We start from the raw sequence: 13,168 nt of genomic DNA, 5'->3' as shown, positions 1-13,168 counted from the left end.
CGCGAGGTCGTCCTCGCGTTGCGCCATAGAGTGCCCATCATTAACCCGGGGATCAAGTTTTCGGGTTATTCGACCGCTTGTTGAGCCGCGGTTTCCCGGTCTTGTTTCTCGCTCATGCGGCGAAAATACGTTGAGAGCAATGCCCCCGAAATGTTGTGCCAGACGCTGAACAACGCGCTAGGCACCGCCGCCAATGGCGAAAAGTGAGCACTGGCCAGCGCCGCACCCAATCCGGAGTTCTGCATGCCGACTTCCAGTGCCAGTGATTTGCGCTGGGCCAGCGGCAACTTGAACAGGCGCCCGGTGAAGTAGCCCAGCAAGTAACCGAAACTGTTGTGCAGCATCACCACGGCCATGATCAACAGGCCGGACTCGGCAATCTTGGCCTGGCTGGCGGCGACGACAGCGGTGACGATGATCACGATGCTCACCACCGAAATCAGCGGCAACACTTCCACCGCATGGCGCACCCGATCGCCCAACAGGCGCTGGGCAACCACGCCGAGCACGATCGGCAACAGCACCACTTGCAGAATCGACCAGAACAACTCCATGAAGGACACCGGCAGCCACGCCGAGGCCAGCAGCCAGATCAGCGCGGGTGTCAGCAACGGAGCGAGGAGGGTGGTGACAGCGGCGATGGCCACCGACAGCGCCAGGTCGCCGCGCGCCAGCCAGGTCATCACGTTTGACGAGGTGCCACTTGGGCAGCAGCCGACCAGAATCACGCCGACGGCGATTTCCGGTGGCAGGTGAAACGCCTGGCAGAGCAACCACGCCACACCGGGCATGATCACGAAATGTGCAACCACGCCCAGCGCCACGCGCCACGGATGGCGAGCGACTTCGGCGAAGTCTTCGAGTTTGAGGGTCAGGCCCATGCCGAACATCACCAGGCCCAGCAGCGGCACGATTGCGCCTTTCAGGCCGATGAACCATGTCGGCTGCAAGAACGCCACGACCGCGAAAATCAGTACCCAGTAAGCGAAGGTGTTGCCGACAAAACGACTCAATGCAGCGAGGGCGCGCATGGCCTGATCCTTTTTATTAAGTAACGCTGAAAACCCCTGTAGGAGTGAGCCTGCTCGCGATGGCGGAGTGTCAGTCAACTCAATGTTGAATGTCAGGCCCTCATCGCGAGCAGGCTCGCTCCTACATTAGATATCACCAGGCTTTAGATCCCTTGCGGAAGCTCTTCACCGCCCAACGCTTCAACCAGTGCCGGCAAGTAGTCGCCGAAGGTCAGCATCATCAGGGTGAAGCTGGCGTCCAGCTGGCCGAGGGCTTCTTCGCCGCCGTCCTGTTCCGCCTGGTCTTGCAGCAGGTCTTCGAATTTCAGGCGCTTGACCACCATCTTGTCGTCGAGGACGAAAGACAGCTTGTCTTGCCAGGCCAGCGACAGCTGAGTCACCACTTTGCCGGTGCTCAAGTGCAGCTGAATCTCTTCGCTGGTCAGGTCCTGACGCTTGCAGCGCACGATGCCGCCGTCTTCGTGGGTGTCGCGCAGTTCGCACTCGTCCAGTACAAAGAAGTCGTCCGCGGCTTTCTGGGTGGTGACCCACTCAGTCATGGTCGCGGTCGGCGACATTTTCACGGTCAGTGGACGTACCGGCAGGGTGCCGATCACTTCACGCAAGGTCGACAGCAGGTCTTCGGCACGTTTCGGGCTGGCCGAGTTGACCAGGATCAGGCCCTGTTTCGGCGCAATCGCAGCGAAGGTCGAGGAACGACGGATAAAGGCACGCGGCAGGAACGCCTGGATGATTTCATCCTTGATCTGGTCGCGTTCCTTTTTGTAGACCTTGCGCATTTGTTCGGCTTCGATCTCTTCGACCTTTTCCTTCACGGCGTCACGCACGACGCTGCCCGGCAGGATGCGCTCTTCTTTACGCGCGGAGATCAGCAGGAAGTCGCCGCTGACGTGCACCAGGGGTGCATCTTCGCCTTTGCCGAAGGGCGCGACGAAACCGTAGGTGGTCAACTCCTGGCTTGCACATGGACGCGCCAGTTTGGTGGCCAGTGCAGTTTCCAACGCCTCGGCATCAAAAGGCAGATCTTGGGTCAGGCGATAGATAAGCAGGTTTTTGAACCACATGGGGCGAGTCTCTCCTTTATACAAAGGGGGGCATTATTCTCTTAGCGAAGCCATAGGCCAACCCTTCTCTAAGCCTTTGGAAGGCCTGCAAAAATTATTTAAAAAAGTGCTTGCCAGAGGTGGGGTCGCTCCGTAGAATGCGCGCCACACCGAAAGTGAAGGGTGATTAGCTCAGCTGGGAGAGCGTCTGCCTTACAAGCAGAATGTCGGCGGTTCGATCCCGTCATCACCCACCATTCGCTTTAGTGTTACGCGCAGCGGTAGTTCAGTCGGTTAGAATACCGGCCTGTCACGCCGGGGGTCGCGGGTTCGAGTCCCGTCCGCTGCGCCATATTCGGTAACCTGGAACGCTGAACGCCAGGTCACCACGGAAAAGCCCGCTAACGCGGGTTTTTTTCTGCCCGAAGTTTGTACGTTGTTCCTGCAGGTCGTGTCGTTTTACCGGTTTTCAGATTTTTTTGAAAAATTATTCAATTAAATCAACACTTTATGAAAATCTGTGGCACAATGCGCCCCGCAACGAAGGTAAAGGGTGATTAGCTCAGCTGGGAGAGCGTCTGCCTTACAAGCAGAATGTCGGCGGTTCGATCCCGTCATCACCCACCACTTACTTTCAACGCTACGCGCAGCGGTAGTTCAGTCGGTTAGAATACCGGCCTGTCACGCCGGGGGTCGCGGGTTCGAGTCCCGTCCGCTGCGCCATATTCGGTAACCTGGAACGCTGAACGCCAGGTCACCACGGAAAAAGCCCGCATTTTTTTAATGCGGGCTTTTTGCTGTCTGGGGTTTGGTAATTTTTCACTGGGTATAACTATGTAGTGCCTCAAAGGCACGCAGCTTTCGGATGATGGGCAACGTTCTGCGTGATTAAAACGTCACGGAGTAAATTGATTGCCAGCCGAGAGACTGAAACCATGGCTTCCAGCCCTCCTGAAGTTGTTCTTCCGCCCACCACTCCCGATTCGAATGCCGAGCCGATCCTTGCTTTGAATCCGGCCTTCATCACCTGCGATGACGCTGCTGCTTTTTTTCATGACATGTTAAAAGGTCAGCGAGGAACGGAGTTTGCCGGGTTTATCCTCAAAAATGAGCAAGGTCACTTCGTTTGCGCTACTCAGACGATGCCTTCTGACGCCAACGCCGATGCATTACAAGCGCCGAATTTCCTGCTAAGCGTATCCGTGAATCAAATGGCCGAGAGGGTTATTCCAGGCGGATATACCATCGAAGCGCGCTTGTCCTCCCATGCCGAAAAAATCAAAGGCAACGATGAAGGCGCCGTCGAATGGGGCCAGCGAAAACTGTTCTTTTCGGTTTCCGACTTGTTTGAAGTGATGACCTGGCGCCGAAAATTTTCCAGGTGTTATCTGTCGGCAAGTGATGGCTCACTCATCTCCTACACCTCAAGGAATTCAGCGTTCGAACAGGAACTGTCACCCCGCTTCGGGAGAAAACCCGACGGCCGGCTTCAAACGTTCGAGAGCCACTATGACGCCGGTGCAGTGCCAAGCAGCATTCTGATCTTGTTGGCTGTGGCCGCGGGTGCAGTGACCACCGTGGTATCCGGCAGTCTCTGGAGGCGAAGGGGTGATATCAAGGCCAGTTGGAGGGAGGACATACTGCAGCAAGATCCGCCGGTCGAACGGATGCCGGTCTATGGGCCCATCCTCAAGGATGCCAGCGAAGTGGCCCGCTATCTTCATCAGCAAATGCTCGAGTTATCCTCCACGCAGCAGCATGTCGGCATGATCCTCAAGCATCGAACCCAAGAGTTTTTTATTGCCACCGTACCGGTAGCAAGCGATTACGCGTTGTTCAGTGCCGAGGTTCTCTTTCCAAAGGATCTGCGCGGTAATCCACTCTTGCCGGAAGATTTTCGAGTGCATGGTTTCTATCACTCGATAAGCCCGATCAGTGATGACCGACTCCCCTCCGAAGAGGTCGAACTCCATAGAAATTTCTTTTCTGTCAATGACCTGCGAGTCGGCTTGAGCCGAGTCAGCAGCGCGCCACATCATCGATTGTTTCTGTGCACGCCTGATGGGGCGGTATTGCGGTTCGCCAAGCCGGAGTCCGATAAAGTCGAGGAGCTGATGGCGAGGCTGGATCCCCTGAGTGATGAATATCAGGACTTTGAGCAGAAACTGATTTCCGATGAAACGAGCCCGCAATCATTGGTTGATCTGGTGGCGGCTGCCGGGGTGCTGGGTGTCCTGTTTACAAGCAAGGCCTGGCCGAAGGCGGGCAGGGTTACTCCTTCTGTTGCAGACGGAATTGTCGACACTCAGAAAACGTAATGATCATTCACCATTACGGCTATGTCGGTAGTCGCTCACCGCTTCATACACGGCTTTGCGCAACCTGTTGATGCCACCGATGGGGCGATGAGCCTCAAGGCCAAACCAAGGGTTAAACGACTGGTTGTCGCATTGCAGGTTCAGCGCTGGCGTATCGAAGTCCTGGGCGGGCAGCTTGATTCGCGCCACAGTCTCGAATGGGGCATCGCTTTCGCCCCATTCGATGCTGGTGTCTTCGATGGGCATGTATTTATCTGGATTCTGGCGTTGGATCTGCAGGGCAAAACAGGCCGGTACCCGGTCGGTCGACAATTGCTGGTTCAGCGCATTGCGCAGGAAGTTGGGCAACCTCTGGTTTTGAGCGGGCAGTGTGTAAGTCGGGCAGCGGTCAGGATCCGGCGCCACGCGGAACTTGGCATTGGCTTCACCGAACTTGTAAGGCGAAACCGAAAAATAAGTGGTCTTCGTCGGGCTTTCCGGGGGCGGAGACAGTGTCGCCAAGGCAATAAACAGATGCCGAACCTGCCAGGTGCGCGGATCCCAGCCAGGGAAGAATGCCATCAGCTTTTTGCCGTCAGCCTGAGCGGCCACGTTCTGACGGTATTCGGCGACATCGCTGACAAAGAAATTAGGGTGACTGAACATCACGAAGTCCTGTTCGGCGCGACGTTGCTGATCGTCCAGCAGTTGTTTGCCGGGCACATCGAGCAACTTGATCGCCATGCCCCGGGCATCGCGGATGCTGTCGAACTGCGGATAGGCATTGCCGTTGGACAGCCGCATCGTCGCTTGCCAGGTTTTGCCAGGTTCGCTGAACACACCTTTACGCAGCTCCTGCGCCAGATCCGGCAGCACCTGAACCTCGGCCTTCACACAGCCGTGCGCCTTGGCATGCGCATCGCGCAGGTAGCGGGTGCTTTCACGGTGCTGGTCGACGATGCGCACGGCCGTCTGGATGATGGCCTGAGTCATCGCCGCTTCGCCGTCCGGGATCAGTTCTTCAGCCGAGACCGGCCCCCGGTATTGCCAGGCGAACCACGCCGTGGTCAGCGCCCAGACGAGCACTCCCAGACCGAGCAACCACAACAGGGTTTTGCCGAGAAAGGCGCCAAACCACATCCAGAGTCTGCTCATGGCAATTGTGCCTCCAACGGGCCGCCCAACACTTTCAGGTATTCCAGCAGCGCCCAGCGCTCCTCCGGTTGCAGCAGGCGACCGATCACGCCATTGCCACGCTTGCCGGCGCGGAATTCATGGCCGCTGTTGTGATTGCCGGTGATGCGCGTGTCGAATTTGAAGCCATTGGTAAAAGCCTCGGTGCGATAACCCAAGTGTCCGGGGTCGTACTCGAACGTGCCTTTGTAGAAGGTCGTTGCACGTTCATCCTGGGGCGAGAGCAGTTGATAAATGCTTGGCACGGAGCCGTTGTGCAGAAACGGCGCCGTCGCCCAGACGCCGGCCAATGGACGGGCCTTGTAGGCGCGCAATTCACGCACGCCAATCGGCAGGCCGAAGCCATCCATGTCCGGGCGCTCGGCCTCGGGAATTTTCGCCTCGCGGTAAGCGCGGTTTCCTACGAACGCTGTGACATAAGCCAGGCCCTTGGCGGACGAGAGTTTGCTCAGGTCTAGCGGTTCGGTGGGCGGTGGCTGCAACTGCACATCCAGTTTCGCCAGTTCTGCCGGGTCCCATTGCAACGCGCTGAGGTCGAAGCGATGGTCGGCGATGTTATTGGTCGCGCCCGGGTCTGTGCCGATGTATTCCACTGGCAGCATTTTCAGCTGTTGCACCGAGCGTCCGTTGGTCTGGACCGATCGAGGCACGTGGCAACCGGCGCAGTTTTCGCTGAACAGTTCGCGACCTTTGGCGGCCATGGGCTTGTCGACAGCGCCCAGCACGTCTTCCGGCCAGGCCGGTGGTTTGAGCCGTTGCAGGGTCTGTTCGATGTGGTGCAAATCGCGCAAGCGGACACTCGACGGATAGCGCTCGTCACCTTTAAGCGGTTGGCCGTTGGCGTCGAAGAAATTCAGGGTGGCGCCGACGCCTAGCGCTTCGCCGATGTTGCGGGCCATCGGTTGCTGCGCCGAACCGTTCCATTGCACCCAGTCAAAGGTCCACATGTCCCACAGTTGCGGGTAGTCCACCGGGGCATTCGCGACGCGGTAGTTATCGGCTGAAATCGCGTCGCCGAAGCTGGCGTTGGCGATGCGCCCGAAGGCGTCGGTGCGGCCGGGGCCTTCCTCGGTCGGATAAAGCCCGCGATGGGTATCGTTCCAGGCAATCTTCACGAAGGTATTCAGCGAGGTTTTGAAGTCCTTGCGCAGTTGTTGGTGCCGGGCGTCATAGTTCTCTTTAAGCACGTTGCGGGCGAAGCGTTCGAATTTCCACGGGTTGTAATAAGTCGAGATCAGACTCGCGACCAGCGCCTGTCCGAAACTGCCACCGCGCAATGTAGGAACGCTGGAAGGCAGGACGTGCTGGGCCGAGCCTCCGTCGATACGCACGGCCTGGCCGTTGAAACGCAATTCGCCGGTGTGACAGGCGGCGCAGGTAATGTCGAGGTATTCGTCCTGGCTGCCAGGGTTTTGATGGCGGGCAAAACCCACGGGCAAGTTGCCAGGGTTGTTGTTTGGCGTGTCCTTCTGGTCGCGGTCGATCAGAAAACCAAAACGCGCGAGGTGCTCGGGGGCGGCGAATCGTTGTTCCGAGAAGGGCAGTTCGAGTTCCTTGAACCAGTCGTAACGCAAGCCTTTGACTTGAGTGCCTTGGGGGGTGAAGTAGTAAGCCTGCCGATCGGCGGCGCTCCACTGCTCCAGATAACGCACCTTCTGCGCGGGTGACCAGGTCGGCAGATTCGGATTGGCGACGTAGTACAGAACCACGGCCAGAGCGAGCCCCAATAGCACAGCGAACAGCACCAGCAGGCGGAATAAGAGGCGCAAGATAAACATCCTTGTCGATTTGTAGCTCTCTTATGCCTCAGTGCCCAAGGTGCGGCAAGTGGCCATTACGCCAGATGCTGGGGATCCGTCTCCCGTCCCTGTGAGCCCAAGATGACAGAAGCTTCATCATTCCAATCCCGAAATGCGTTAAAACACCTGAACTTATCAGAAGTTTCCTGCTCTCATGCCGGTAGCCATTGGTCGTGGCCGCCTGATAAGCTCGCGGCTTTACTCGATTGCCCTTTAGGCGCATGAACAAGGAAATAGCATGAAACAGCATCGGTTGGCGGCGGCGGTGGCCCTGGTTAGCCTGGTACTTGCGGGTTGTGATTCGCAGACCAGCGTAGAGCTGAAAACCCCGGCGCAAAAAGCTTCCTACGGGATTGGCCTGAACATGGGCAAGAGCCTGGCTCAGGAAGGCATGGATGACCTGGACTCCAAAGCCGTAGCCCAAGGCATCGAAGATGCCGTCGGCAAGAAAGAACAGAAGCTGAAGGATGACGAACTGGTCGAGGCTTTTGCAGCACTGCAGAAGCGTGCTGAAGAGCGCATGGCCAAAATGAGCGAAGAGTCGGCAGCCGCCGGCAAGAAATTCCTCGAAGACAACGCCAAGAAAGCGGGTGTCACCACCACTGCTTCGGGCCTGCAATACGAAGTGGTCAAGAAAGCCGATGGCGCACAGCCTAAGCCGACTGACGTAGTGACTGTTCACTACACCGGTAAACTGACCAACGGCACTACCTTCGACAGCTCCGTCGAGCGTGGCAGCCCGATCGATCTGCCGGTCAGCGGCGTGATTCCGGGTTGGGTCGAAGGCCTGCAACTGATGCACGTTGGCGAGAAGTACAAACTGTACATTCCTAGCGAGCTGGCCTACGGCGCGCAAAGCCCAAGCCCGGCGATTCCAGCCAATTCGGTGCTGGTATTCGACCTGGAACTGCTGGCGATCAAGGATCCAGCAAAAGAAGACGCCGCCAAGTAATCAGCGTCTGCTCTACAAACAACGCCTCGCTTTATGCGGGGCGTTGTTGCATCTGGCGTTCAGCGGGGGTAAACAAAGCGAACGGATGCGGTATGTTGCAGTCATAGCCATTGAGGACGCCGTGCTAGCCGCGCCGGCGCGCCAAGTCAATGAAATCTTGGGTTTTTTTATGTGAGTAAAAAACGCCCGATCTGAGTTAAGCCCTTATGAAACGGGGCTTTCAGCCGTGAAAAATAGCTCTGTTCACAAGGTTATCCACAATTTGTGTGGATAACATTTCAGAGGGAGGAATGATGAAAGCACCCTGGAATTTCGCTCGTTTCCTGCCGCTCGCCGGACGCCTGCTCGCCCGTGGACGCCTGCCGACCCTATTGTTCGCCGTCGCCAGCAAAGGTGCCGTTCAAGGCAACCGCCTGGGCAAGCTCAAGGACGATTTTCGCCTGTTGCAGGCCCTGTGCCTGGCCTACTGGCGTGGCGAGTACCGCGCCATCAGTCCGAAAGCGCTGATCTCTGTGGTGGCCGGCCTGATGTACTTCCTCAGCCCGGTGGATGCGATTCCCGACTTCATCCCGATGTTCGGCATGCTCGATGACATCGCCGTGCTGGCTTGGTTGATGAAAGTCCTCGACGACGAACTCAATGCCTTCCGCGCCTGGCGCAAGCGCCAGTTGCCGGAGAAGCTGGCGGTGGTCGAGCGTCTTCCCGATACCCCCGAACAACTTCAGGTGCAGGGACCGAAAAAAACCTGATTTGATTGAGGATCGTCCTTATATTCATACCCCCCGCGACCGTGGCCGCTGTTAGGATTACACTTCTAGGGAAAAGTGCCGACTCGCTAAGTGTCGTTGTCCTACGGGGAAGTCATGGATATTCAGATAATCACACGCGAAGGCGAGCCCGAATACGCGGTTTTGCCGTGGGCTCAGTACCAGGCTCTACTGAAAGCAGCAGGCATCAACGAACAACCGGCGCCCGACACGCCGGCGCGTCAAGCAACATCACCAGACCAGATTCTTCCAGGTCTGGATCAACTACGCAGTTTGCGCGAAGGGAAGGGCATCGCCATTGAGGCGCTCGCCCGCACGGTAGGCATCAGCCCGTCTTATCTGGCCTTGATCGAAAGTGGCGAGCGTCAACCCGACGCTGCGATTCGCCGCAGCCTGGCCTGGGAACTGACGGTGCCAGGGTGGAGGGAGGAATCGTGAGCGTACGCATCAGTCGTCAACATTGGGACGGTTTGCTGGGTGAGCTGGATCAGGCCCGCCGTCAGCGCCATCTGCTGACGTATCGAGCCTTGCTGGAACGTTTGCAGTTGCCCACGCCGGCCATGCAAACCCTCACCGCTGCGCTTGAACATCTGGCTGCGCTGGACGCCAAGGCCGAGCAGCCGCTGCGCAGTTCGCTAGTGATCAGCCAAGGCGCGAGTCGCCTGCCACGCACCGGTTTCTTCGAGTGCGTCGAACGTCTGGGGCGCTTCTCCGGCCCGTCCGACGGCGTTGCTGCCGCTTCGTGGCACGCCTCGGAAGTGGTTCGCGTGTTCGAATACGAGTACCCGGAATCGGCGGAGGCCTGAGTGTTTCTGAAACTCAAGGCGCGGGCCGGTTACTGGCTGGCCCGCCGGTTGTTTCACTGGTCGTGGTTCGTGCGCCATCCGCGCGGCTGGAACTGGCTCGAAGGCCAGTTCGCGCGCATGGCCAACCTGGGTGACGTCGGTGCGCAAAGCTTCTATGGCCACATCCTGACCTTCCGCGGCGTTGGCCTTGGGGCTCGTGAGGAAGGCGTCCGATTGCTGCGCCTGGCGGCGCTGGCGGGGGATGGCAAAGCGGCGTATCAGGTGGGCGTGATCAGTTTGGCGGGGACGCCGAGCAAGGCGCCGGATGCGGATGAAGCGGCGAGATTCTGGGAGATAGCGGCGAAGGCCGGGCATCCGTTGGCTGAGATGAAGCTTAAAGAGTTGGCGTCTCGCGATTCGGCGAAATAGGTACGTAGCAGTTCGACAAATGAACGTGGCGAGAGGGAAACCTCCCGCCACGTTTGCGTTTTTGGCAGTTCGTTTATTAGTCGCGACGTATTAGAGAATTGCCCTACGCCAACATCGTCCTCTGCTGGCTTCTTTTCTGATTGATCACCTGCAAAGTGCTGCGCGTTGAATGGCGTGTAAATCCATCGGAGATTTCCTTCGAGTTGTGGCGGCTTTCATGAACTGGTGCGAACTGAGTTCACCCGATAGCCTTCGATGGTCACTGAAAATTCAGTGGTGGGGTGTAGGAACCCTTTCAGCATCGGTATTGCGTCAGCGTCGAAACCGGGTTTGCGGTCGTCTATGTGCGTCCGTAAGATCTGTTACGGCGGCTGTGCGCGGGCACGCTTCGGCGTGGTCGAGTCTCCGATGCTCGGTATTCCTACCCCGCGTATAGCTGCCACCCAAACCTGTAGGAAGGCTTTTGGCAGCTCCCATTGTCATCGGAAGGTCTAAATGCCAACACTTCATCCTGATCCACCTTACGAAAAACCGGTTTCCCATCCAAAAAACCGCTTCATGGCGCTCACCAGCAATTGCAGCGACATGCCCACCTTGTTCGTCGACACCCACGCACCGCTCGATATTCTGACCGACGCTGCCCGCTACCGAATCCGGGCGGTTACCCAAGTGCTGGAGAACCTCTCCATGCGCGGTTCGATTGAGTGCGATTCCATGATTCTCAGCGACTTTGCGTTGCTCTGTGCGATTCCGTTGCGCGATGGCTGTGATGTGCTGGATGTGGTTGGGCGGCGGTTGGGGGCGCGGTCAGAAGCGGATTGATTCCTGAGATTTTGATTGTCTGGTCTGGCCACATCGCGAGCAGGCTCGCTCCCACAGGGGTTTTGTGTCGTTACCAATTATTGTGAACGACACAAAAAAACTGTGGGAGCGAGCCTGCTCGCGATAGCGTCAGTTCAATCAGCGATGCCCTGACAGCAACTCATCCTCTCGCACCGGCACCGCCAGACTATCAATCACATGCACGCTATACCCCGGCACATGCTTCGCGTGATGTTTGGCCTGCGATGCCATCTCCGCCAACTGGCTCGCATCGAGTTGTCCACAGGCCTGTGGATGCAAATGCACCACGCCGATCGACAATGACAGCAGCGGAAATTCCTGGCGCACGCCCTGGCGATTCGGCGCGATGAAGCAGCCGGCTTCCAGGTGTTCGCTGCGGTAGAAGCGCCGGCACTGGCTCTGGAAATCGTCCAGCAACTGGTTCAAACGTTTGCGCCAGTCTTCCGGGCCGAGCACCAGCAGGAAGTCATCACCGCCGATATGGCCGACGAAGTCGCGGGACGGGTCGACGCGATCGTTCAGGCATTGCGCCAGGCACAGCAGGACTTCATCCCCACGGCCATAGCCGTAGATGTCGTTGAAGGGTTTGAAACTGTCGATGTCGACGTAGCAGATCACCGATTCCCGTTCCTGTTGCAGCAACCGTGTCAGGCATTGCTGGATCGGCACGTTGCCCGGCAACAGGGTCAGCGGGTTGGCGTAGCGGGCCTGCTGGATTTTCAGTTCGGTTATCAACTTGAGTACATCGATCACTCGACCCAATCCCAGATAACCGCCGTTGAGGGTGATGATGAAATCTTCCTCGATGCGTTGCCGCGCGCGACTGGTGATCAAGCGGCTGACCTGTTGCAACGACTGGCTCATCTCCACGGCGAGAAAGTCATCGCTCATCAAGCGGCTGATCGGCTTGCGCGCGAACAGGTCGGTCGCGAAGGGCTTGAGTAGTGCGTCCGAGAGCGAATGCCGATGAACGATGCCGCACGGATGGCCTTGCTCGTCGAGCACTGCCAGTGAGTTCAGGTTGGCCTGACGGCGGAAGGCTTCCAGCACCGTGGCTGTCGGTGTGTCCCGGTGCACGGCCGGTTGGTCGTTGAGCAAGGCGCTGAGATCGCTGCCTTCGTCATTCAGCGCTACGGCGGTGCTGTCTTGCTTGGGCATCAAGGATCGCGCCTCGCGCGGTGGATGCTCTTGAGGCCGACACAGCAAATAGCCTTGCACCAGATCGACGCCCATCTCGGTCAACACCGCGAGTTCTTCCGGTAGCTCGATACCTTCGGCAATCACCTTCGCCCTCGACGCCTTGGCGATTTGCAGGATTGAGCCGACGAACTCACGCTTGAGCGCGTCCTGATGAATGCCGTCGATGAAATGCCGGTCGATCTTCACGTAATCCGGACGCAGCTCGGACCACAGCCGCAAGCTTGAATAACCTGCGCCCAGATCATCCAGCGCAATGGAAAACCCCATCGCCCGATAGTGATGCAGGGCGTTTTGCAGTAACTGGAAATCGTCGGTCGGGGTCTGTTCGGTGAGTTCGATCACCACCTGGTTCGGCGGGATGCCGAAATCCTGCAGCAGTTGAAGGGTGCGACCGGGTTGGTGGGCGGCTTCGAGCAGGGATTCCGGAGAGACGTTAAGAAACAGTTTGCCCGGCAGCTGCTGTTCATTGAAGCGTCGGCAGGCACTTTCACGGCAGGCGATTTCCAGCTCGTTCAAGCGACCGGCCTGGCGGGCGACCGCGAACAATGCGATGGGGGAGTGCAGCGGGCTGTTAGAGGGGCCGCGGGTCAGGGCTTCGTAGCCGACAATGCGTCGCTCGGAGAGGGAAATGATCGGCTGGAACAGGCTGTGCAAGCCGCTTTGAGCCAATATGGAACTCAAGGCACTCAGCTGTTCTGTCGTGGTCATGGCAATCTCTGGCGATAAAAAAAGGACTGGGAGCACACTCTTGGCAAAGAGGGCTCCCAGTCCTGTATTTCACGACAGAATGATGACTGTATGATGACGCTCCGGAGAGCATCAGCATTA

At 58.0% G+C, this 13,168-nt stretch carries 12 protein-coding genes and 4 tRNA genes; 11 read left to right on the top strand and 5 right to left on the bottom strand.

From position 1 onward, the window contains the following. Positions 1-65: 65 nt before the first annotated feature. Both ACRC4F_RS19160 and rdgC read right to left on the bottom strand, forming a co-directional pair. Positions 66-1,031, bottom strand: a complete 966-nt coding sequence (locus tag ACRC4F_RS19160) for a bile acid:sodium symporter family protein (protein ID WP_438660748.1) — start codon at positions 1,029-1,031, stop codon at positions 66-68. A gap of 143 nt (positions 1,032-1,174) precedes the next feature. Beyond that, positions 1,175-2,095, bottom strand: a complete 921-nt coding sequence (gene rdgC, locus ACRC4F_RS19155) for a recombination-associated protein RdgC (protein WP_438660747.1) — start codon at positions 2,093-2,095, stop codon at positions 1,175-1,177. Positions 2,096-2,255: 160 nt separating this feature from the next. Here rdgC and ACRC4F_RS19150 point away from each other — a divergent pair. The 5 genes from ACRC4F_RS19150 to ACRC4F_RS19130 all read left to right on the top strand — a co-directional run bounded on the left by ACRC4F_RS19150 (position 2,256) and on the right by ACRC4F_RS19130 (position 4,392). Next, positions 2,256-2,331: transfer RNA gene (locus ACRC4F_RS19150), tRNA-Val, on the top strand. Between the two features lie 18 nt (positions 2,332-2,349). Then, positions 2,350-2,426: transfer RNA gene (locus tag ACRC4F_RS19145), tRNA-Asp, on the top strand. 199 nt (positions 2,427-2,625) lie between these two features. Continuing rightward, positions 2,626-2,701: transfer RNA gene (locus tag ACRC4F_RS19140), tRNA-Val, on the top strand. 19 nt (positions 2,702-2,720) lie between these two features. After that, a tRNA-Asp gene (locus ACRC4F_RS19135) sits at positions 2,721-2,797 on the top strand. 212 nt (positions 2,798-3,009) lie between these two features. Further along, complete coding sequence (locus tag ACRC4F_RS19130; protein ID WP_438660746.1) at positions 3,010-4,392, top strand: hypothetical protein; 1,383 nt, start codon at positions 3,010-3,012, stop codon at positions 4,390-4,392. Positions 4,393-4,395: 3 nt separating this feature from the next. On the opposite strand, the gene ACRC4F_RS19125 is transcribed toward ACRC4F_RS19130, so the two are convergent. Continuing rightward, the gene (locus ACRC4F_RS19125; RefSeq protein WP_438660745.1) at positions 4,396-5,526 is read right to left on the bottom strand and encodes a catalase family protein; all 1,131 of its coding nucleotides are present in this window, start codon (positions 5,524-5,526) and stop codon (positions 4,396-4,398) included. After that, entirely contained in the window at positions 5,523-7,334 is a 1,812-nt protein-coding gene (locus ACRC4F_RS19120) for a di-heme-cytochrome C peroxidase (RefSeq protein WP_438660744.1), read from the bottom strand. The genes ACRC4F_RS19125 and ACRC4F_RS19120 overlap by 4 nt, the downstream gene beginning before the upstream one ends. A gap of 268 nt (positions 7,335-7,602) precedes the next feature. On the opposite strand from ACRC4F_RS19120, the gene ACRC4F_RS19115 reads away from it, so the two are divergent. The 6 genes from ACRC4F_RS19115 (at position 7,603) to ACRC4F_RS19090 (ending at position 11,119) form a co-directional block, all read left to right on the top strand. Continuing rightward, positions 7,603-8,316 carry an FKBP-type peptidyl-prolyl cis-trans isomerase gene (locus tag ACRC4F_RS19115; RefSeq protein ID WP_438660743.1) on the top strand — a complete coding sequence of 238 codons (714 nt, stop codon included), beginning with the start codon at positions 7,603-7,605 and terminating at the stop codon, positions 8,314-8,316. Between the two features lie 293 nt (positions 8,317-8,609). Then, positions 8,610-9,065, top strand: a complete 456-nt coding sequence (locus tag ACRC4F_RS19110; RefSeq protein WP_438660742.1) for a YkvA family protein — start codon at positions 8,610-8,612, stop codon at positions 9,063-9,065. Positions 9,066-9,179: 114 nt separating this feature from the next. After that, on the top strand, positions 9,180-9,521 hold the full coding sequence (locus ACRC4F_RS19105; protein ID WP_438660741.1) for a helix-turn-helix domain-containing protein: 342 nt from the start codon (positions 9,180-9,182) through the stop codon (positions 9,519-9,521). After that, complete coding sequence (locus ACRC4F_RS19100) at positions 9,518-9,889, top strand: hypothetical protein (protein WP_003223109.1); 372 nt, start codon at positions 9,518-9,520, stop codon at positions 9,887-9,889. Before ACRC4F_RS19105 ends, ACRC4F_RS19100 begins: the two co-directional genes overlap by 4 nt. Then, positions 9,890-10,297 (top strand): sel1 repeat family protein, encoded by a 408-nt coding sequence (locus ACRC4F_RS19095; RefSeq protein WP_438660740.1) that lies wholly within the window; start codon positions 9,890-9,892, stop codon positions 10,295-10,297. A gap of 495 nt (positions 10,298-10,792) precedes the next feature. Further along, complete coding sequence (locus tag ACRC4F_RS19090) at positions 10,793-11,119, top strand: hypothetical protein (protein ID WP_438660739.1); 327 nt, start codon at positions 10,793-10,795, stop codon at positions 11,117-11,119. A gap of 138 nt (positions 11,120-11,257) precedes the next feature. On the opposite strand, the gene ACRC4F_RS19085 is transcribed toward ACRC4F_RS19090, so the two are convergent. Then, positions 11,258-13,048, bottom strand: coding sequence for a bifunctional diguanylate cyclase/phosphodiesterase (locus ACRC4F_RS19085; protein ID WP_438660738.1), 1,791 nt, complete (start codon positions 13,046-13,048; stop codon positions 11,258-11,260). Positions 13,049-13,168: the final 120 nt, after the last annotated feature.

Source organism: Pseudomonas sp., assembly GCF_051660785.1.
Classification (GTDB): domain Bacteria; phylum Pseudomonadota; class Gammaproteobacteria; order Pseudomonadales; family Pseudomonadaceae; genus Aquipseudomonas.
This window is presented reverse-complemented; position numbering and strand designations above follow the sequence as displayed.